The 19,796-nt window shown below is 41.8% G+C and carries 18 protein-coding genes, 1 tRNA gene and 1 pseudogene; 10 read left to right on the forward strand and 10 right to left on the reverse strand.

Annotated features, from left to right (window positions below):
* Positions 1-44: 44 nt before the first annotated feature.
* On the reverse strand, positions 45-1,223 hold the full coding sequence (rubB, locus tag HGD77_RS04540; RefSeq protein WP_138743263.1) for a rubredoxin reductase RubB: 1,179 nt from the start codon (positions 1,221-1,223) through the stop codon (positions 45-47).
* Between the two features lie 91 nt (positions 1,224-1,314).
* Positions 1,315-1,479, reverse strand: a complete 165-nt coding sequence (rubA, locus tag HGD77_RS04545; RefSeq protein ID WP_004279415.1) for a rubredoxin RubA — start codon at positions 1,477-1,479, stop codon at positions 1,315-1,317.
* 487 nt (positions 1,480-1,966) lie between these two features.
* Here rubA and HGD77_RS04550 point away from each other — a divergent pair, with 487 nt between their 5' ends.
* The gene (locus tag HGD77_RS04550) at positions 1,967-2,509 is read left to right on the forward strand and encodes an adenine phosphoribosyltransferase (protein WP_004279416.1); all 543 of its coding nucleotides are present in this window, start codon (positions 1,967-1,969) and stop codon (positions 2,507-2,509) included.
* Positions 2,510-2,549: 40 nt separating this feature from the next.
* Here HGD77_RS04550 and HGD77_RS04555 read toward each other — a convergent pair whose 3' ends face one another.
* The gene (locus HGD77_RS04555; RefSeq protein WP_004279417.1) at positions 2,550-3,044 is read right to left on the reverse strand and encodes a YqiA/YcfP family alpha/beta fold hydrolase; all 495 of its coding nucleotides are present in this window, start codon (positions 3,042-3,044) and stop codon (positions 2,550-2,552) included.
* 388 nt (positions 3,045-3,432) lie between these two features.
* On the opposite strand from HGD77_RS04555, the gene lysS reads away from it, so the two are divergent.
* On the forward strand, positions 3,433-4,962 hold the full coding sequence (gene lysS / locus HGD77_RS04560; RefSeq protein WP_004279418.1) for a lysine--tRNA ligase: 1,530 nt from the start codon (positions 3,433-3,435) through the stop codon (positions 4,960-4,962).
* 353 nt (positions 4,963-5,315) lie between these two features.
* On the opposite strand, the gene trpS is transcribed toward lysS, so the two are convergent.
* The gene (trpS, locus tag HGD77_RS04565) at positions 5,316-6,329 is read right to left on the reverse strand and encodes a tryptophan--tRNA ligase (RefSeq protein ID WP_004279419.1); all 1,014 of its coding nucleotides are present in this window, start codon (positions 6,327-6,329) and stop codon (positions 5,316-5,318) included.
* 189 nt (positions 6,330-6,518) lie between these two features.
* On the opposite strand from trpS, the gene HGD77_RS04570 reads away from it, so the two are divergent.
* The 3 genes from HGD77_RS04570 to HGD77_RS04580 all read left to right on the forward strand — a co-directional run bounded on the left by HGD77_RS04570 (position 6,519) and on the right by HGD77_RS04580 (position 9,678).
* Positions 6,519-7,445 (forward strand): DUF808 domain-containing protein, encoded by a 927-nt coding sequence (locus tag HGD77_RS04570; RefSeq protein ID WP_004279420.1) that lies wholly within the window; start codon positions 6,519-6,521, stop codon positions 7,443-7,445.
* A 48-nt stretch (positions 7,446-7,493) separates the two neighbouring features.
* Complete coding sequence (locus HGD77_RS04575; protein ID WP_004279421.1) at positions 7,494-8,399, forward strand: neutral zinc metallopeptidase; 906 nt, start codon at positions 7,494-7,496, stop codon at positions 8,397-8,399.
* A gap of 127 nt (positions 8,400-8,526) precedes the next feature.
* Positions 8,527-9,678: an IS4-like element ISAbe18 family transposase gene (locus HGD77_RS04580; protein WP_168730720.1), complete on the forward strand. Its 1,152-nt coding sequence runs from the start codon at positions 8,527-8,529 to the stop codon at positions 9,676-9,678.
* Between the two features lie 38 nt (positions 9,679-9,716).
* On the opposite strand, the gene HGD77_RS04585 is transcribed toward HGD77_RS04580, so the two are convergent.
* Positions 9,717-10,271 carry a hypothetical protein gene (locus HGD77_RS04585; protein ID WP_004279422.1) on the reverse strand — a complete coding sequence of 185 codons (555 nt, stop codon included), beginning with the start codon at positions 10,269-10,271 and terminating at the stop codon, positions 9,717-9,719.
* A 216-nt stretch (positions 10,272-10,487) separates the two neighbouring features.
* Between HGD77_RS04585 and HGD77_RS04590 the strand changes: the two genes are divergently transcribed.
* Both HGD77_RS04590 and HGD77_RS04595 read left to right on the forward strand, forming a co-directional pair.
* On the forward strand, positions 10,488-11,987 hold the full coding sequence (locus HGD77_RS04590) for a cation:proton antiporter (protein WP_004279423.1): 1,500 nt from the start codon (positions 10,488-10,490) through the stop codon (positions 11,985-11,987).
* Positions 11,988-12,146: 159 nt separating this feature from the next.
* Positions 12,147-12,488, forward strand: a complete 342-nt coding sequence (locus HGD77_RS04595; protein ID WP_004279424.1) for an MGMT family protein — start codon at positions 12,147-12,149, stop codon at positions 12,486-12,488.
* A gap of 40 nt (positions 12,489-12,528) precedes the next feature.
* On the opposite strand, the gene HGD77_RS04600 is transcribed toward HGD77_RS04595, so the two are convergent.
* Both HGD77_RS04600 and HGD77_RS04605 read right to left on the reverse strand, forming a co-directional pair.
* Complete coding sequence (locus HGD77_RS04600; RefSeq protein ID WP_004279425.1) at positions 12,529-12,969, reverse strand: universal stress protein; 441 nt, start codon at positions 12,967-12,969, stop codon at positions 12,529-12,531.
* A gap of 240 nt (positions 12,970-13,209) precedes the next feature.
* Positions 13,210-13,614: a hypothetical protein gene (locus HGD77_RS04605; protein WP_004279426.1), complete on the reverse strand. Its 405-nt coding sequence runs from the start codon at positions 13,612-13,614 to the stop codon at positions 13,210-13,212.
* Between the two features lie 175 nt (positions 13,615-13,789).
* Here HGD77_RS04605 and HGD77_RS04610 point away from each other — a divergent pair.
* Positions 13,790-13,866: transfer RNA gene (locus tag HGD77_RS04610), tRNA-Met, on the forward strand.
* Positions 13,867-14,087: 221 nt separating this feature from the next.
* Here the strand turns inward: HGD77_RS04610 and HGD77_RS04615 are convergent.
* The 3 genes and pseudogenes from HGD77_RS04615 to gltA form a co-directional block, all read right to left on the reverse strand.
* Complete coding sequence (locus HGD77_RS04615; RefSeq protein WP_005262357.1) at positions 14,088-15,713, reverse strand: NAD+ synthase; 1,626 nt, start codon at positions 15,711-15,713, stop codon at positions 14,088-14,090.
* A 373-nt stretch (positions 15,714-16,086) separates the two neighbouring features.
* Positions 16,087-16,589, reverse strand: a pseudogene (locus HGD77_RS04620) (hypothetical protein).
* Positions 16,590-16,748: 159 nt separating this feature from the next.
* Entirely contained in the window at positions 16,749-18,023 is a 1,275-nt protein-coding gene (gltA, locus tag HGD77_RS04625) for a citrate synthase (RefSeq protein ID WP_004279429.1), read from the reverse strand.
* A gap of 1,005 nt (positions 18,024-19,028) precedes the next feature.
* Here gltA and sdhC point away from each other — a divergent pair.
* Together sdhC and sdhD are read left to right on the forward strand one after the other, a co-directional pair.
* A complete protein-coding gene (sdhC, locus tag HGD77_RS04630; protein ID WP_004279430.1) occupies positions 19,029-19,427 on the forward strand; it encodes a succinate dehydrogenase, cytochrome b556 subunit in 399 nt (132 codons plus the stop codon).
* A complete protein-coding gene (gene sdhD, locus HGD77_RS04635; RefSeq protein ID WP_004279431.1) occupies positions 19,427-19,792 on the forward strand; it encodes a succinate dehydrogenase, hydrophobic membrane anchor protein in 366 nt (121 codons plus the stop codon). The genes sdhC and sdhD overlap by 1 nt, the downstream gene beginning before the upstream one ends.
* The last annotated feature ends 4 nt before the right edge of the window (positions 19,793-19,796 follow it).

The following is a 19,796-nucleotide window of genomic DNA, read 5'->3' on the forward strand; positions in this document are numbered from 1 at the left end:
ATTAAAGGATATTTCGTTTAAAAAATATCCGTGCTATTAAACCTCTAAACCGCAGCAGGAATCAAGTCAGGAACCTGCTTGGTCAAGGTCAGACGCTGTTTGGCTGCAGTGGCGCCCAAAAGCACGAAACCGCGTAAGGTGCCGTTAGCATCGAATGCTTTAGCCAGCATGCCATCATCAAATTCTTCAGTTTCCCAGATGACATCCACATCAACCGGAGCAGGCAATACCGTTAAAGGTGCAGCAGGCGTTTTAACTGCCACTGGCATAGCCGGATAATGTACAGCAGTATGTTCGCCATTTAAGGTTTTTGCCAAAGCGCGGGCTTGTTGCATGATCGGCATGACATAAGGCAATAAGGTGCCATTGACCTCGGCACAGTCGCCCACCGCATAGATATCAGCCTGGTTGGTTTCCAGTTGTGCAGTGGTTAACACTCCGCGACTGGTATGTACGTCTGCCTGTTTCGCCAAAGAAATATTTGGCTGTAAGCCCACCGCAGACAACACCACATCAGCGACCAAAGACTGACCGTTGGCCAGCGTGACCAGATAATCACCATTGTCCGCACAAGAGACTTTTTCGACTGTTGTGCCCAAGACAAAGTGAATGCCGGTTTCTTCAAGATTCTTCTGGAATGCAGTAGCAACATGTTCTGGCAATAAGCGGCCAAGTGGCTGAGGGGCTAAATCAATGACTGTAACCTGATGATCGGTATTTTGTAGGTCGTTGGCAAATTCACAGCCAATCAGGCCTGCACCTAAAATTACTACACGTTTGTCTTCACGTGCTGCCAGATTGTTACGGAAAGCTTTATAGTCACTCAAATTGTTGACGACATGAATGTCATCGCTGGCATCACCGGCAATCGCCAGACGTACTGGATTGGCACCGATGGCTAATACTAGTTTGCTATAATGTTGCGTACTTTCCTGACCATCTTTTTCCAAAACCAGTTGATGATCTTCCGGATGAATCGCCTTAACCCAGGTATGCTGTTCAATGCGCATATTCAGCTGTGCCGACATTTTAGCTGCATCGCCTAGTGGAATTTGTTCAGGTGCTTTATTGCCGGCCAGAGCATTGGAAAGCGTCGGTTTGGCATAATTGACCGCATCATCCGCACAGATCATCAGCAATTCATGTTCTGGATTAAGTTTACGAAATTCACGTGCTACGGCATAACCCGCCATACCTGAACCAATAATGACGATAGGATGCATAGTTGTTTCCATATGGTAGAGCTCCATGCTGTATAAATGGTAGAAGGGCATAAAAAAAGACCATATGGATATGGCCTTTAACTGGACGTGATTAGACTTCGATCATTTCGAAATCGACTTTAGATACGCCGCAATCCGGACAGGTCCAGTCATCCGGGATATCTTCCCATTTGGTGCCTGCCACGATCCCGTCTTGAGGCCAACCTTCTGCCTCGTCATAAATCCATCCACATACGATGCATTGAAACTTTCTCATGTAACTCTCCAAAACTGAGCAACTGTAGGCGTCAGCTTAAAATCCATAAAAGGCAAGACTCTAAAAGAATATGACTTTTTAACAGTGAACATATTTGGCTAAATTTTTACGCAGTTCTATTCATAAAGTAAAGTGAATAAAAGCTTAATCAGCGAAATTAGCAGCAGAATAGACGACACATTCCTCATTTATCTAAAAATCACGCCAATCAGCTTTTCTGGTGTAGGCGGTTAAAGGATAAAAAGCTGACGATGGCAAAAATGAGTGTTTATCTTGTGGGATAGACCAAAGTCGTGCAGTAAAAACTTGAGTTTTTAGGTAATTTAAAATCAGTAAAGTCCGGATTAAATATTTTTAAAATAAATCAATATAATAAAATCAATATCTTGTAATTAAACGTCGGGTTTTTATTAGGCAGCTTGGCTTGTCCGCTCTACTCAAATAGGTTTAAAATTCCCATATTCCTTTTCTTTTTTTAAGATCTCCCATGAGCAATTTGTCTACTTCTTTGTGGTCTCACATTCGTACGGTCCAAGATTTTCCAAAACCAGGAATTTGCTTCTTTGATTTGACCCCACTTTTCATGAGCAATATTGGTCCATTGACTGACGCTTTGATTGCCAGCATTCCTGCTGACAAACTGGCAGAAGTAGAAAGCTTTATTGCGGTTGAAGCGCGTGGTTTTGTGTTGGCAAGCTTGTTGGCACAACGTACAGGCAAAGGCTTATTGTTGGTGCGTAAAGCAGGTAAATTGCCACCTCCAGTGGTCGGTGTGGGTTATAGCCTGGAATATGGTCTGGATCGTTTAGAAATGTCTGCGGAAGTTCAGTCCCAGAAAGTAATTATTGTGGATGATGTTCTGGCAAGTGGCGGAACCTTAAAAGCAGTGAATGAACTGGCTCAAAAATGTCAACATGAAGTACTTGGTGCAAGTATCTTCCTTGATCTTCCTGACCTGCATGCTGAATTAGGCCTGGATATCTGGTCAGTGCTGGATGACAAATCTCAGCCTGAAGCGGCAGTTGCTTAAGTTATACATTTAAAAAAAGCCCCAAAATTGTGGGGCTTTTTTATTGCCTGATAAAATGATCTTCAATTTCCTGAATCAGTGTATTAATTTGCTCAGGATGTTCCAGACGATGATGGCCGCCATCAACTGCCTGAATTTGCATATAGTCTTCAAGTTGTGTCTGAACCGCATGCATATCCAGAATTTCATCGCCCAGCTCCAGATAGGCAAACTGAGGAATATCATGCTGTAAATCGTGATGCCCAATCGGCGGATAATCATCGCGGAAGTTAGGCTGCAAAATGGGATTGGCCACTACACATGGAATTTGATACGCTTGTGACATTTTCAGTGCCCAATAACCGCCAAGACTGTGGCCGACCAGAATATCCGGTTTGATGGTTTCAATCATCTCATGATAAAACTCGGTGACCGAACTATAACTCAGATTTCGATAATCGACATCGATACAGTATTTATGTACCACATCAATGGCATGGAACTTGGTGGATTCTCTGGAGGAATCTAAGCCATGTAAAAACAAAATCTTAGACATAGTTCATTACTCATTTTTATGGGACATGCCATATTGGTTATTTGTTGATTGGCACATCATCTTCAATCTGAGCGTCATTGTAGAACGTCTGGGTGTACAAGGCAGTTAGCTATTGGTCTAAGCCACAATTTTGCAGTGCAATGATTTTGTATAACCCCTGTCTGATTTAAACTTTAATCCCAACTGAGAGCAGCGGGGTGCTGCAAAAGGTTGAAGAAAGGGAATTTAAAAGAGTGACAGAAGGGCTCAACCGAATGGTGTAAATAGCAGGATAGTGGATTTTTCCAAAGAAAAGCCGGTTCCTGAGAGTCTTTACGCTACGATTTGAGAAGGATTTCTGCTATTCTATGCAACTTCTATTTTTTAACTAATCTTATTCGAGGCAGAGATGACGCAAACTAACGCTCAATCGACTTCTGAACAAATCATTTCCGAAAACGATTTAATTGCACAGCGTCATGCCAAGTTAAAGCAAATCGAAGCTCAGGCAAAAGAAACAGGTAAGAGCCCATGGCCGAATACCTTTAAGCGTGAGCATTATGCCCAGGATTTACAAGACCAGTTCGCTGATAAATCTAAAGAAGAAATTGAAGCAGGCGAAAAGGTCTACGTCAAAGTTGCCGGTCGTGTGATGTTGAACCGCGGTTCATTTATCGTGATCCAGGACATGACAGGTCGTATCCAGCTTTATGTGGCGCGTAAAGAACTCGCTGCAGATGTACTGGCCACTATTAAAGGTCTGGACCTTGGCGATATCATCGCAGTTGAAGGTTATATCGGCCGTTCGGGTAAAGGCGATTTGTATGTACACATCGAACATTTTGAATTACTGACCAAATCATTACGTCCACTGCCAGACAAGTTCCATGGTCTGAACGATACTGAAGTGAAGTATCGTAAACGTTATCTTGATCTGATTGTTAACGAAGAAACGCGTAAAACTTTTGAGATTCGTGCCAAAGTTGTGGCGGGTATCCGTGCCTTCCTGACTGAAAAGCGCTATATGGAAGTTGAAACGCCAATGATGCATGTGATTCCAGGTGGTGCATCGGCACGTCCTTTCGAAACACATCACAATGCACTGGATATGTCATTGTTCTTGCGTATTGCGCCAGAGCTTTACTTAAAGCGTTTGGTGGTCGGCGGTTTTGAACGTGTGTTTGAAATTAACCGTAACTTCCGTAATGAAGGTGTTTCTACGCGTCATAACCCTGAATTCACCATGATTGAATTCTACCAGGCGTATGCAGATTACAAAGATCTGATGGAATTGACCGAGCAAATGCTGGAGCGTCTGGCGATTGATATCTTGGGTACGACTGATGTGCCTTATGGTGATGAAGTGTATAGCTTCAAAGGTCCATTCAAGAAAATTTCAATGTTTGATGCAATTCTGGAAAATAACCCGCAATTTACTCCTGAAAATGTCAATGACCGTGAGTTCCTGGCAAAATTCCTTCAGGAAGAATTGAAAGAGCAGGTGAAGCCAGGTTTTGGTCTGGGCAAACTGCAAACCATGGTATTTGAAGAAACCGTAGAAACCAAATTGCGTCAGCCGACGTTCATTACAGAATATCCAGCGGAAACCTCTCCATTGGCACGCCGTAATGATCATAATCCACACATTACCGACCGTTTTGAATTCTTCATTGGTGGTCGTGAGTTGGCCAATGGCTTCTCGGAGTTAAATGATCCAATCGATCAGGCTGAGCGTTTCCAGGCACAGGTTGCTGAAAAAGATGCTGGTGATGATGAAGCCATGCACTACGATGCAGACTTTGTAGAAGCATTGGAATACGGTCTTCCTCCAACTGCAGGTGAGGGTATTGGTATTGATCGTCTGGTGATGATCTTTGCAAATGCAGCAAGTATCCGCGATGTGATTTTGTTCCCGCATATGCGTCATAAAAATGCTTAAATGCTGAATTTGAAAAACCCGCTCTGGCGGGTTTTTTTATGCTTGAAATAAAATATATTCAAAAATTAAAGACAAAAAAAACGCAATGATTGGGGTTGTCATTGCGTAGAAAAAGGAACGTTTTTTCAAACTACTTCAAAATTAACTGTGGAGAGAGTTAAATCTGATTCCTTACTGAATACAATCATAATAGGATGCATTCTCATATGACTCATCAGTATTCATGTTAATACATGTTAAATAAGGTTAAAACTATGAAGATTATGTGGGGATATTTGCATCATTTTTGCGCAATTTTAGCTTAAACAAAAAAGCTCTTCATCAGAAGAGCTTTTAAGAGCAATTTTTTCTAATTAAAAATGGAATACACCGAGGCCAGATTTAACTTCATCCAGTGTCGCTTGGGTAATATCGCGACATTTATCCGTACCGGTTTTCAGGATATCCATGATGTAATCGGGATCTTTAGCCAGTTCAATACGACGCTCACGAATTGGGCCGATCAATTCTTTTAAAATACTTTCCAGACGTTTTTTCACTGTACCATCGCCTAAACCACCACGACGATAATGGGCTTTGAGCTCTTCCAGCTCTTCTTTATTTGGGTCAAAGGCATCTAGATAAGTAAATACCACATTGCCTTCGACCTGACCTGGATCTTCAATACGCAGATGATTCGGATCGGTATACATTGCATTGACGGCTTTCTTAATATCTTTATCTGTCGCATCCAGCACAATGGTATTGCCCAAAGATTTCGACATTTTTGCTTTACCATCAAAACCAGGTAGGCGACCAACATTGGAAAGAAGTGCCTTACATTCTGGTAGCAGGTCATGACCAATTTGACGGTTTAAACGACGCACGATTTCGTTGGTCTGTTCGATCATTGGAATCTGATCTTCACCCACAGGAACAACCGTTGCCTTGAATGCTGTAATGTCAGCAGCTTGAGCCACCGGGTAGCACAAGAAACCGGCTGGAATATCACGCTCAAAACCACGCATCTGGATTTCAGATTTAATGGTCGGGTTACGCTCAAGACGTGAAACAGTCACGAAATTGAGATATAGCATGGTCAGTTCGTTTAAGGCAGGTAAACATGACTGAACACAAATCGTGGTTTTAGTTGGATCAATACCGACAGCCAGATAATCCGTCGCCACTTCAATAATGTTACGACGTACTTTTTCAAAGTTATCGGCATTGTCAGTTAAGGCTTGCGCATCAGCGAGTAACAGGTGTTGATGGTGAGAATCTTGCAGACCTACACGAGAGCGTAATGAACCCACAAAGTGGCCGAGGTGGAGTTGTCCGGTAGGACGGTCGCCCGTCAAGATCACTGGACGATTATCTTGATTACTCATTATCTATTCCAAAGGGTAGTCAGTACTACAGCTGTATTTTAGCGAATGGCAACATTGTACGGCATTCTGTTTTTGATTGTCAGCCAGAAAAAAAGCTGTCGTAAAAAAATCTTATAAATTAAACAAGTGAATACAATATTTTTAACAATTTTGATTAAACTAGATGGAAAGAAGCTAAGGATAATAAGTATGGCGAGCAGTTTATTACTATTATTAGATGATATTGCTACAGTCCTGGATGATGTCGCTGTCATGAGCAAAATGGCAGCAAAAAAAACGGCAGGCGTTCTCGGTGATGATCTGGCTTTAAATGCGCAGCAAGTGACAGGTGTGCGGGCTGATCGTGAATTGCCGGTGGTCTGGAAAGTTGCCAAAGGTTCTTTTGTCAATAAACTGATTTTGGTACCGCTGGCATTATTAATCAGCTTTATTGCAGGCTGGCTGATTAATCCCTTGTTGGTACTGGGTGGTTTGTTTTTGTGTTATGAAGGCGTGGAAAAAATTATTCATACCTTGCATACACCGAAGGCCAAGGATGCTGAACAGGCGCGTGAGCAATTGATCCATACGGAAATGGATTTGCACCAGTTTGAGAATGAAAAAGTCAAAGGCGCCATCCGCACTGACTTTATCCTGTCTGCTGAAATTATTGTGATTACCTTGGGAACAGTCGCCGCAGCTTCGATGCTGACCAAAGTGACCGTTTTAAGCCTGATCGCGGTGGTCATGACCATTGGTGTTTATGGTTTTGTTGCGCTGATTGTCAAACTGGATGATATCGGTCTGCATCTGACTGAACAGCAGTCCGATTTTAAACAAAAAATAGGACGTGGCTTGTTGGCATTTGCTCCGGTCCTGATGAAAATTCTCTCCATTGTTGGAACCGCTGCAATGTTTCTGGTGGGCGGTGGAATTATTAACCATGCTATTCCTTTTATTCATCACTTTACTGAAGACAGTGTGGCTTATGTGCAGGATATTCCCAGCATTGGCAACATTGTGGGTGCTGTTACGCCGACCTTGATTAATTTCGCTGTAGGAATTTTAGCGGGTCTGCTGGTCATGCTGGTCATCAGCCTGATTAAGAAAATCTGGCCTAAATCATCAAAAGCTTAAGGTGTGGAAATATCTGGATATTAAGTAGATTAAGAAAAGGAAAAGACTATGCGTTGGAAAGGTCGTCGTGTCAGTAGCAATGTAGAAGACCGTCGCGGTGGTGGTGCCAAAGCTGGCGGAATCAGTATTGTTGGATTGATTGTGGCCTTTGTGGCCTGGAAGTTTTTCGGTGTCGATCCACAACAGGCTTATCAAACCACCAAGCAGGTCACTCAGGGGGTATCGGGTGCGGCAGAAACACGTGGCCTGGAAAATCCCACGCCAGAACAGCAGGAGTCGATTGATTTTGTTGGAACTGTATTGGCAGATACTGAAGATACCTGGAATCAGGTGTTTCAGCAGCAGTTAAATCAGCAGTATGTCCCACCGAAACTGGTGTTGTTTAACGGCATCGTGAATTCTGGTTGTGGTACGGCTCAGGCGGCGATGGGGCCTTTCTACTGCCCGACAGACCAGAAAGTGTATATCGATACGGCATTCTTTAAAGATATGCGCACTCAAATGGGCATTACTGGAGAACAGAATGCCACCGAACTTTCCCGTAATGATCAGGCGGGGGATTTTGCGCTGGCCTATGTCGTGGCCCATGAAGTGGGGCATCATATCCAGACGATTTTAGGTATTTCTTCTCAAGTACAGCAAGCACGTCAGCAAGCAAGCGAAGTGCAAAGTAATCAGCTTTCAGTGCGTCAGGAATTGCAGGCAGACTGTCTGGCCGGTGTCTGGGCTTACCATAATCATGAACGTACCCAATTTTTGGAACAGGGTGATGTGCAGGAAGCGATGGATGCCGCCCATAAAATTGGCGATGACTATTTACAGAAACGTGCTCGCGGACAGGTGGTGCCGGACAGCTTTACTCATGGCAGCAGCGCGCAGCGGGTACAATGGTTTAATACCGGCTTGAAATCCGGTCAGGTTGCGAATTGTGATACCTTCAATCAAAATATTTAAATGACTTCGATAAAAAAAAGGAGCAGATGCCACTGCTGTCCCATAGTTTGCTTTAAATAAAAAAACCTGAGTCCTAACAGTTAAAATATGAGTGCAAACAAACACTTTAACGACCAGGATTCAGGTTTTGTCACATCAGAATACCGTATTTCATGAGCTAATTAAACCTGTGGTGCGACAGGATTTTGAACAACTTGCTAAAGTACACCATGTTGGACAGAAATTTAGAGCGGCTTCCCGGTGGGATCAGTTTATTGCCATATTGATGTCTCAATTCTCTTGTAGACAAAGTCTGAGAGATATTCAATCCAATTTGGAGTGCCAACAGGAAAAGCTAAGTCATCTCGGAGCAAAGTCTATTCCCCGAAGCACGCTGGCACGAATCAATGAGCAGCAGCCTGCTGCCTTGTATCAACAGCTATTTCACAAGTTGCTTAAATACTATGAACACTCAAAAGTAGCTCATAAATTTCGCTTTAAGAATCCCTTGTATTCCTTGGATGCCAGTCATATTGACCTGTCGCTTTCCTTATGTGAATGGGCCAAAGTTCACAACTCAAAAGCCAGCATGAAACTCAGCATAGGATTGAATCACAGCAATGATATTCCTGAGTTTGTTGCAGTTGAAAATGGCAAAGAAAATGACATGGTACAAGGCCGTAAATTCCAGTTTCCTGCTGGCAGCATTGTAGTTTTTGATAAAGGCTATGTCGATTACCAATGGTATGCAAATCTGACTGCTCAAAACATTGGATTTGTCACACGTTTTAGGCCTAAATCTGTGTATCAGGTGATCCAGCAACATCCAGTGCTTGAATCCAAAGGTATTCTAAAAGATGAAACCATTCAGCTGAATAGCGCACATGCCCTAAAAAGAAAAGCCCCAGTGTTAAGAAGAATTGAATATAGAGATCAGCAAAGTGGCAAGCACTTTAGCTTTCTCAGCAATAACTTTCATTTAGCCGCCTCCACCATTGCGGCGATTTATAAAGATCGTTGGAAAGTTGAGCTGTTCTTTAAGGCGATTAAGCAGAATCTCAAATTAAAAGCGTTTCTAGGCCGCAGCAGGAACGCAATTCAGACACAAATCTGGATTGCGATGATCGCCTATTTATTGGTGAGTTTCGCTCAACATTTAGGGAAAACAGGTTGGACAGTTCAACGTTTACTCAGAATAATTCAAGTGAATTTGTTTGAAAGAAGAACTTTAAAAGCTTTATTTTCACCCGATAAAATACCCATAAAACAAGAGGAAGCTCAAATGAGCTTCCTCTTGTGAAAAATTGTGGGACAGCAATGGAGCAGATGCTCCTTTTTTTATTTATTCAGAAAACGCTGGAAGTTTCTTAATATTTTTATACTGACAAATAAGGCAGCCAAAGCAAACAGGGCAATTGCAAAGACTGTATATTTGAGGTTGCTCATGTCATTTTGATAAAACTGCTGAATATCTTGTTTGTTATATTCTAAAGCAGTTGCTTTGCCGGTCCGGCTATCTCTGAACTGGATTTTTTCAATATAGAACAGATTTCCCGCTTTGATTAAGTCAACGCTCTGGATTTGTCGGGTATGCGATTGATTGTCTTCATCGCTACATAAAGCGCTGTAATGCTCACAATTGATTTTGGCCACATAACCATTTCCTGCAATCAGAATAAAAATGGCATTATCTGGTCGCTGGTTATTGGACACCAATACATACTGCTCGCCGGCTGTACTTTTTAAGGGAATGCTGGTGGCTTGCTGATAATGCTGTTCTGCTTGCAGAATTTCCTGAATTTTAGCAAAGCAGGTAAAACATAAGGACAACGTGATCAGAAAAATCACGCTGGCAAAACAGAGACGAAAAATGGTTTTGACAGTTTGATGCATGGGAGAAAAATTCAAAATAGAATGATGGGAAAGCAAAAGCCGAGTGCTGATCTGTATGTTAAATCATCATTCGAAAATACTGAAAAGAAACTTAACTCAATTCGATAAAAAAGCGGACTAAACTTGTTTTGCCAGAATACCTTGCTATTCAAATCTCTATTTTAACAACGCCTCTCGGCGCATAGTGCTCCATATCGCCCGATTTTAGGAAACCGAATGGGAAATTTCTTTTTTCTTCAGCTACTCACGGTGGTCTTTGCTCTGTCTATTGCCACGACCATGTTTAATAAGCGCGTTTTAGGCTTTCCGCAAGCGATCGGTGTCCCTATTGTCTCTGCAATCTTTGTTTTCATTTTGCAGTGGGGCGCCAGTTTACTGCATGGTAATCCATTCTTTAGCATCAATATTGACAATATCGAGCAGGCTGTTCGTCACGTCGATTTCTATGATTTTCTGATCAATGGTGTGATCTGTTTTATCCTGACTTCATCTGCGCTGAAGTTTAAGGTCTCAGATTTGCGTAACCACTGGCGGCCGATCAGTATTCTGGCCGGTCTGGCTTTAGTATTCTGTGCCGTGTTCTTTGGCGTGGTGTTATATGGTTATCAGTTCCTGATTGGTAAGCATGTTGACTTGCTGGTTTTGCTGTTACTTGGGGCGGCCTTGGGCGCCACAGATCCGATCGGCATCAAAGGTGTATTGAGTTCGGTTCGCGCACCGCATCATTTGATCGTCAAGCTTGAAGGCGAATCACTGTTTAATGATGCAATGTGTATTGCCTTATTTATGACCTTGCTCAATGTCCTGCAAGGTGAAAACTTTACGGTACTGGCAGTGCTGCAAACCTTGCTTTATGAAATTGTCGTGGCGGTGCTGATTGGTCTCGGATTCGGTTTTGCGATCTTGCGGATTTTGCGCGGCAAACATGAAATGGAATCTCTGATTCTGACCACGGCCTTGCTGGCTTGTGGTTCCTATCTGGTGGCTTTGCTGGCACATGCTTCCGCGCCAATTGCCTGTGTGATTGGTGGCTTGATTGTTGGCAATAAATGGAAAGAAATTCTGGCAGATGCCGAAATTGGTGACGTTAATCATTTCTGGCATACGGTTGAGGGAATTATCAATTCATTCCTGTTTACCCTAATCGGTCTGGAATTGTTTATTCTCGACTTGAGCACCAGTCTGGTTCTGGGCGGGATGGTGGCCTTTGTGATTCTGCATTTGGCTCGTTTTGCAGCCAACTATCTGGCCTTTGCCATGTTCCCAAAAGTCAGCAAGAAAAGCTATAACGGTAGTTTGACCATCCTGTCTTGGGGCGGAGTACGTGGCGGGATTTCTTTGGCCTTAATTCTGGCGGTCGCCAATATTCCTCAGCTGGAAGCCTATAGCAGTATTCTGGTGGGCTATACCTTTATTGTGGTGCTATTATCCGGTGTGGTATGTGGCTTGGGTCTGCCTGCGGTGATGAATGCATTTTATTATAATCCCAATGAAGAAACGCAGGGCTTTAAAGGCTGGTATCAACGTATGTGCCACAAGTTGAACCGTAAGGGCTTTCGCTATATTGTCGGGGAAGATGCCAAAGGAAATGAGACCATCACTATCTTTCAGCCAGAGATTCTGATTGATCAGAAAGATGCAGATGGCGTCGCCACGGTGCATCATCCAGATAAGGTTCAGGAAGTAAAACGCTTAGAAAATCCGGATAATTTCTAAAGTTAAAACTTAGAATCTCAATATGCTATGGATTTGTTGTTAGTGAGCTGAGATCGCTTGGGTTAGCGTATTTCATCAGGCTTGATTATTTTCATCTAGCTTTTTGTGGATAGGTTGAGGTGTGATCTTTTATTTAAATGAGCTATTAATGAGATGAAAATGACCCAGACAAGTTCAGCCAATCAGGAAATGACAGAAATGATTTTGGTTGTGGTCAATCAGATTCCATATGCCAAAGTCGCCACCTACGGACAGATTGCCAGACTGGCAGGTTTACCCAAACATGCGCGATTGGTCGGGCGAGTATTAAGTCATCTAGAATCGGACACTAATATTCCCTGGTATCGGGTGATCAATGCCCAAGCGAAAATCAGTCTGAAGCAACTGGACGAACATGGCCAGAATATTCAGCAGCAAAAACTCATGCAGGAAGGAATTTGTTTTAGAGGTGATCGAGTGGATTTAAAACGCTATCAATGGGATGGTCGAGTAGAGATATAAAAATCCCCACTTGGTGAAAAGTGGGGATTTTAAAGATGATTTAGTTGCGAATCACCATTACTGGAATATCCGCTTGGCCGAGAATGCTTTGCGCTACGCTGCCAAGGAACAGTTTTTTGAAGCCAGTACGGCCATGAGAACCAATCACGATCAGGTCAGAATTTAAATCTTTAGCTGCTTTGACAATCTCGCTATAAATTACCTGACCCTCAAGGAGCTGTGTATCCACTTCAACACCGGCACCAGAGAATTTTGCTTTGGCTTCATCCAGCGTTTTTAGGATGGAAGTGCGGGCACGTTCAATCAGGTCATTGGTTTGTGCCGCAGAGATATATTCCGCAGCGATATAAGGGTCCAGCGCCAGCACCTGAACCACTGTGACTTTACTGTTAAATGCTTTGGCAATTTCTACAGCTTTATCCACTGCAGCATACGATGTTTCTGAACCGTCAACAGGTACTAAAATATGTTCAAAAGGCATTAGAATTCTCCTAAGGGGAATTTAGAGTTATAAAATTATGACGCGTTAAACCGGGTACGAATAGTTGTTTATACTTTGATCATAGCCTGTATTGTATAAAAATAAAACCAAGTAAATACATAGGTATAATGTCTAATAGATTAAAGAATCAAGCACCTGTTTAGAGCTATTGAACTGGGTGATTTATTTAGCCTAAGTTAATAATTTATATGTAATTAATGTGATAGCCTAAGACAGTGATTAATCACATCGAATAGAGGTCGGGTCTAATTTTATTTGCGGTGACAGCTGTTCATAGCGATTTAAAATTGTTTGAGTTTCACCTGCATAAATTTTTTGCTGTAGCTGCTGGATTTTATGTTCTGTCACATGTAAACGCACACAATGTAATGCAATCTGATTTTCCCGGGTTACCGCCAGTCGTTGGGTCTGATCATATTCCGGATAGCGCTCGATTTTCTGCTGTGCTCTGCTGAGTTGTGCCAAGGACCGTTTTTGCTGCATGCTCATCAGTTGTTGCTGATTAATCCACTGTGCCACATCACGTCTGACACCATTATAATCTACGAAAATAGGCGAGATGATCTGGCAGGCACTCAGGCTTGAAAGGCTAATGAGTAAAATAAGTATTTTGATTTTATACATTTGGTGAATCCTCGAAGAATTAAAGGGTGCTAGGAATGCGTGAATTACATACTAAAAAAAGCTTTTTTGTTTAAACTTTAAAAGTTTATTCTGTATTTGCATAAAGACTGAACATTTGTGTTTTAAAATGCTTGACGATAGAGGCTGAAATTACGATAATGCGCACACAGTTTACGGCTATGTAGCTCAGTTGGTTAGAGCACCGCACTCATAATGCGGGGGTCACAAGTTCAAGTCTCGTCATAGCCACCATTTTAAAAGACCAAGCTCTCAGCTTGGTCTCTTTTTTTGTCTTTTAAAAAGTACTGAAAACCATAAAAAATATTTGAAGCATCCACTAATTTTTGCAGTTTCAGCAAAACATCATTTTTCCTTCTTAATGTTGGGGCTATTCTTCATTTTACTGCCGCATAAAAAAAAATCGCCCAAGCATTCACTTGGACGATTCTGATTTACATCACTGAAAACAGAATTTAGCTACCTGCTTTCCAGCCATTGACGATTGGATAACGACGCTCACGGCCATAAGAACGTGAACTGATACGTGGCCCAATGGCACCTTGGCGGCGCTTGTACTCATTGATATCAACCAGACGAATCACTTTCTTCACGACTTCAGCATCAAAGCCTTTGGTAATGATATCGTCTTGGCTCATGTCTTCTTCAATATAAGAGTACAAGATCGCATCCAGAATGTCATAGGCCGGCAAAGAGTCTTGATCGACCTGATCTGGACGCAGTTCTGCTGAAGGCGGACGGGTAATTACACGTTCCGGAATCACCGGAGTTTCTGAAATGCTGTTACGATATTTCGCCAGTTCAAACACAATGGTTTTATACACATCTTTCAGAACCGCATAACCACCAACCATGTCGCCATACAGGGTGCAATAACCAACAGCTAGTTCAGATTTATTACCGGTTGCCAGCACCAGATTACCGAATTTATTAGATAAGGCCATCAATAAGGTGCCACGTGAACGTGCTTGCAGGTTTTCCTCGGTGGCATCGACTGGAGCATTACCAAAGAATGGGAACAGCACCTGCATAAAGCCGCTTACTACTGGATTGATTTCGGCAATACCGAAAGTCACGCCCATATTTTTGGCTTGAGCCGCTGCATCTTCGACACTGATTTGTGCAGTATAAGTATACGGCATCATCACGGCTTGAACTTTATCTGCACCAAGCGCATCTACAGCAATCGCCAAGGTCAGGGCAGAGTCAATCCCGCCAGACAGGCCCAGAATCACACCTGGGAAGCCAGAGCGTTGTACATAATCACGTGTGGCCATGACCAGGCTTTGATAAATCTCAGCCATGGTGTCTAAAGCAGGTGCAATTGCGCCTTTGCTGAATTGCAGCTGTTCAGCATTAAACTCTGCAATTGCCAGATTTTCCTGGAAAGTTGGTGCCTGTAAAGCCACCTCGCCAGATTTGTTGAGCACAAAGCTGGTGCCGTCAAAGATCAGATCATCCTGGCCACCGACCTGGTTACAGTACACCAGATTGATATTTAGCTGTTTGACCAAGGCCGCCATGGTTTCAATGCGATGTTGTGGTTTACCCACTTCATATGGCGATGCATTCAGTACCAAAGCTGTGTCGATATTCAATTTTGCCAGTTGCTGAACAGTGGCTAAAGACCAGACATCTTCACAGATCAGTACGCCAAATTTATGTCCAAGATACTCAAAAACCAGATGCTGATGACCTTCGCCAAAATAACGCTTTTCATCAAATACGCCATAGTTTGGCAACACTTGCTTGTTATAAACACCCAGTACTTCGCCATCTTTCATGACAGCAGCCGAGTTATAACGCTGACCATCTTCAGTTTGATTAACAAAACCAAAGACCATGACAATATCTTTTACTTCAGTCAGTTTTTCAAAAGCCGCTTTGGTGCGTTTCACCAGGCTCGGGCGAATTAATAAGTCTTCTGCAGGGTAGCCCAGCGTTGAAAGTTCAGGAAAGATAATCAGATCCGCTTTATCTTTTTTAGCCTGATTGGCCAGATCAATCATTTTTTGCGTATTTGCATCCAGATTGCCCACATGTGGAGAGAATTGAGCAATCGCAATTTTAAAACTTTTCATTCCAAGTAAATCCTATTCCTATAGGTTGATACACTAAATTACTGATTTTTATAATTCTAATTATTCAGTTGAGTGCACTTCGATATTCATAAAATGCCAAATGGCTTAAATAAAAAAACTTTTTATCGCATGATCATTGAATCTTAATCTGCGATGCAAAATAATCATACCGGCCTATTTTATCGAAATTCTATCGATAAGCTAGAGTTGATTTAGCAGAACAGGCATTGAGTGAAAAAAGTTATTATATAAAATTAGAAAATATGCTGATTTTTTATGCATCTAGGCTTATGTAGATTTAAAGACTGAAATCTAAATTTTGGCTTTTAAAATATGCCTTAGCTATATTGTTTGGAATTAAACTGATTAAATATCATCTGTTTATTTTTGGATTTAAAATAATATTCGGAATTTTTTTTAGAAAAATATCCCGGGCAATATCGCCTTGTTGTTCAATATTGTAGGTTGAAAATGATTTGTTGGGATTAAATTGATATTTGTACGGATTATATTTTCCCAAGCTGAGAAAATAAGCACTTTGTAAAAATGCCCCTTTTAAAAGCACATTGATCTGACATTGGTGTTGATAAATATGCGCCATCTCATGAATAAAGAGCGCTTGATAAGATAAACTCTCGCGCGAATAATCTTCTCGATAATTTAAATTGCGTACATGGATGTAGCCACTGGGGCCATAATGACATGTTTGGATTGCCAGGGCAGGTAGGGGTGATTCATGATTTTAACGCGAGAATAATCGATCAGGTTGCCAAATACCTGTTGGGAAATTTTGATTTCACCAGGCGTTAGACTGCGGCACTTAAACTGTTCAAAACGAACCAGTCTTAAAATAAAGGGCAGAAAATACAACAGCATTCAATATGCATCCTGTTTTTAGGTGACTTAGTTCGTGAATATGATTTTGATATGCTAATTTTAAAACGTTTCAGGTCAATTTTTTGTAGGCTTTTGTCAGCACTAAAAAAAACCACCCGGGAGGATGGTTTTTTTTTAAGTCTTTCGACGCGGTTCGAATTAACGAACGATATCGCGTTGAACTTCGCCAGTGTAAAGCTGACGAGGACGACCGATCTTGTAAGGACCGCTGTGCATTTCTAACCAGTGGCTGATCCAGCCAACAGTACGTGCAAGCGCGAAGATTACAGTAAACATTTCAGTCGGGATACCAATCGCTTTAAGGATGATACCTGAGTAGAAGTCTACGTTCGGGTAAAGGTTACGCTTGATGAAGTATTCGTCAGAAAGCGCGATACGTTCAAGTTCCATAGCCAATGCAAGCTGTGGATCATTGATGCCAAGTGCACCAAGAACTTCGTCACAAGTTTCTTTCATTACTTTCGCACGTGGATCGAAGTTTTTGTAAACTCGGTGACCGAAGCCCATTAGTTTAACTTCTTTAGTTTTTACTTTTTCCATGAAGCCAGCAACGTTTTCTACAGTGCCGATTTCGTCAAGCATCTTAAGAACAGCTTCGTTCGCGCCGCCGTGAGCAGGGCCCCAAAGTGCAGAGATACCAGCAGCGATACATGCATACGGATTCGCACCGGTAGAACCAGCTAAACGTACTGTAGACGTAGACGCATTTTGTTCGTGGTCAGCATGAAGCGTGAAGATACGGTCCATTGCTTTTGCAAGAATTGGATCAACTTTATAATCACGGTCTGCAGGAGTAGCAAACATCATGTGCAGGAAGTTTTCTGCATAACCAAGGTCGTTACGTGGGTAAACGAATGGTTGACCGATGGTGTACTTGTAGCTCCAAGCCGCCAGCGTAGGAATCTTCGCGATTAAACGAATTGCAGTGATTTCACGGTGGTTCACATCTTCGATGTCAAGGTTGTTGTGATAGAACGCAGACAACGCACCAACCACACCTACCATGATCGCCATAGGATGCGCATCACGACGGAAACCATTGTAGAAACGGCTAACTTGATCGTGAACCATTGTATGGTTACGTACTTTAGCGTCAAATTCTTCTTTTTGCTCAGCAGTTGGAAGTTCGCCATTTAACAATAAATAGCAAGTTTCCAAGTAATCAGCTTTAGTCGCCAATTGATCGATTGGGTAGCCACGGTGTAAAAGTACACCTTTGTTGCCATCGATGAACGTGATTTTAGACTCGCACGCAGCTGTCGCCATAAAACCAGGATCAAAAGTAAAGTGACCTGCAGCCAACACATCTTTAACGTCGATTACATCTGGGCCCAATGTGCCGCTGTAAATTGGTAGTTCAATTTCTTTGCCATCAAGCTGTAAAACGGCTTTCTTGCCAGTTGCTTCAGACATTCAATAGATCTCCTGTCCTGGTGAATGTATATCCGCTTTGTCTATCAATCTTTTAATGCACAAAACGGACGGATCAAAAATTTGCTATAAGATTAGTGAGTACTGAAATTTTGTCAATTATACTTATGGATGAAAAATGACGGCCGCACAGCAGTTTAGTCACATTCGCTCAGTATAAAAAGTTCAGTAAAATCACAGCATCAAACCTCTATAATAAGTCAAATTGATGCAGAGGTGCAGAAAAAAATAGACTGCTTGGGGCATTTGTAAGCGTTTTTTCCTAGCAAGAAATGCGGGCGAAAATAGTGAAAGATTAAGGTGAGCATGCTTAAAACTATATAAATCTCATAACTTACATCGTTTTTGCCAAGCTGAATTTAACAGGTAGAATTATAAATAAAAGCAATTAATTGAATTTTGAATATGGTTCAATTGATTAAAAAGTAGCTTAATAAATGGCCAGTTTTGCAGCAAAGGTAAGCAGTATAAAAATAAATGAATGATTTTTTGAATCTAAATGCTTCAAATCGATTGAAAAACCCATCGTGTGGTGTACTAAGTCGCTATTTAACATCAGGTTATCTGAATCACTGCGCTGCTGATGAATTGGGGCAATTGGTCTGTTAAATCTAGACACTTGATTTAAATCTGAATTAAAAAGAGATTTAAATAATATTTGTGATGGAACTGTGCATCTTTAGTCTAAAACTCAAACATGATCCTGTAGGCTGAAAACCGAGTAAATTAATCATCTTAATTATTTAAAAACAATCATATAGATAGGAATTGAAAGGGTGGAATAATATATAAAGTCTGACTTATTGTTGTTAATGATTCTTATTTAATGGTTTTTTATCCAAAAAGCCAAATTCAGCCGTTTGTATTTTAATAGTTCACGTTTTATAATTCAGTGTCGTTTTGATTTTAGGCATGTATTTGCCTGAGAATGCCAGCTTTCCTTCGAATTAATTCCAACAAACTCCGGATGGAGTTTTTACTTACAGGATGCCCGCTGTGAAAAGCAACAGACCTGTCAATTTGTCCATGGGTCAAGTTTTAGAAGTAAACTTAAAATCACCCGTGGCTATTGCATCAATTCTACACCGTCTTTCAGGTGTTATCGTATTCTTACTCGTACCGGTCCTTCTATGGATTTTAGACAAGTCATTGTCTTCGCCTGAAGGTTTTGCGCAAGTTCAAGAAATCTTTAATGGTTTCATTGTTCGCTTTATTGTATGGGTATTTGTCGCCGGCATGATTTTTCACTTTATTGCGGGTGTTAAGCATTTACTTGCTGACATTGGCGTTGCTGAAGAACTAGAAAGTGGCCGTGTTGCATCTACTATCGCATTAATCTTGTCTGCAATCGGTATTGTTGCAGCATTTGTATGGATCGTACTCTAATGAAAAGCGCTACTGGTTTAACAGGTTCAGGTTCTCGCGATTGGTTTCTCCAACGTGTCAGTGCTGTAGTTCTAGCTGTTTATACCGTTGTTGTACTGGGTTGGATTCTACTGAATGGTGGTTTCAACTTTGAACAGTGGTACGGCTTTATGATGACAGTTCCAATGAAGATCATGTCTTTGTTGGCGGTCTTATCTCTTGTTGCACACGCATGGATCGGCATGTGGCAGGTATTCACGGATTATGTGACTACTCGTCAAATGGGTCCTTCAGCTTCAGGTTTACGCCTTGTACTGACTTCAGCAGTAATCATTGCTGTACTTGCATATGCAATCTGGGCGATCCAGATTTTTTGGGCGAATTGATAGG

Source organism: Acinetobacter sp. NEB149, from assembly GCF_012516415.1.
In the GTDB taxonomy this organism is placed as follows: Bacteria; Pseudomonadota; Gammaproteobacteria; order Pseudomonadales; family Moraxellaceae; genus Acinetobacter; species Acinetobacter lwoffii_V.

What these genes read in the sequence shown, in the direction of transcription:
- HGD77_RS04585 (WP_004279422.1), bottom strand. Translation starts at nt 10,271, where the DNA reads ATGCATCAAACTGTCAAAACCATTTTTCGTCTCTGTTTTGCCAGCGTG.
- HGD77_RS04550 (WP_004279416.1), top strand. Translation starts at nt 1,967, where the DNA reads ATGAGCAATTTGTCTACTTCTTTGTGGTCTCACATTCGTACGGTCCAA.
- HGD77_RS04605 (WP_004279426.1), bottom strand. Translation starts at nt 13,614, where the DNA reads ATGTATAAAATCAAAATACTTATTTTACTCATTAGCCTTTCAAGCCTG.
- HGD77_RS04600 (WP_004279425.1), bottom strand. Translation starts at nt 12,969, where the DNA reads ATGCCTTTTGAACATATTTTAGTACCTGTTGACGGTTCAGAAACATCG.
- trpS (WP_004279419.1), bottom strand. Translation starts at nt 6,329, where the DNA reads ATGAGTAATCAAGATAATCGTCCAGTGATCTTGACGGGCGACCGTCCT.
- HGD77_RS04590 (WP_004279423.1), top strand. Translation starts at nt 10,488, where the DNA reads ATGGGAAATTTCTTTTTTCTTCAGCTACTCACGGTGGTCTTTGCTCTG.
- sdhD (WP_004279431.1), top strand. Translation starts at nt 19,427, where the DNA reads ATGAAAAGCGCTACTGGTTTAACAGGTTCAGGTTCTCGCGATTGGTTT.
- HGD77_RS04570 (WP_004279420.1), top strand. Translation starts at nt 6,519, where the DNA reads ATGGCGAGCAGTTTATTACTATTATTAGATGATATTGCTACAGTCCTG.
- lysS (WP_004279418.1), top strand. Translation starts at nt 3,433, where the DNA reads ATGACGCAAACTAACGCTCAATCGACTTCTGAACAAATCATTTCCGAA.
- HGD77_RS04595 (WP_004279424.1), top strand. Translation starts at nt 12,147, where the DNA reads ATGACCCAGACAAGTTCAGCCAATCAGGAAATGACAGAAATGATTTTG.
- gltA (WP_004279429.1), bottom strand. Translation starts at nt 18,023, where the DNA reads ATGTCTGAAGCAACTGGCAAGAAAGCCGTTTTACAGCTTGATGGCAAA.
- HGD77_RS04615 (WP_005262357.1), bottom strand. Translation starts at nt 15,713, where the DNA reads ATGAAAAGTTTTAAAATTGCGATTGCTCAATTCTCTCCACATGTGGGC.
- HGD77_RS04555 (WP_004279417.1), bottom strand. Translation starts at nt 3,044, where the DNA reads ATGTCTAAGATTTTGTTTTTACATGGCTTAGATTCCTCCAGAGAATCC.
- rubA (WP_004279415.1), bottom strand. Translation starts at nt 1,479, where the DNA reads ATGAGAAAGTTTCAATGCATCGTATGTGGATGGATTTATGACGAGGCA.
- rubB (WP_138743263.1), bottom strand. Translation starts at nt 1,223, where the DNA reads ATGCATCCTATCGTCATTATTGGTTCAGGTATGGCGGGTTATGCCGTA.
- sdhC (WP_004279430.1), top strand. Translation starts at nt 19,029, where the DNA reads ATGCCCGCTGTGAAAAGCAACAGACCTGTCAATTTGTCCATGGGTCAA.
- HGD77_RS04575 (WP_004279421.1), top strand. Translation starts at nt 7,494, where the DNA reads ATGCGTTGGAAAGGTCGTCGTGTCAGTAGCAATGTAGAAGACCGTCGC.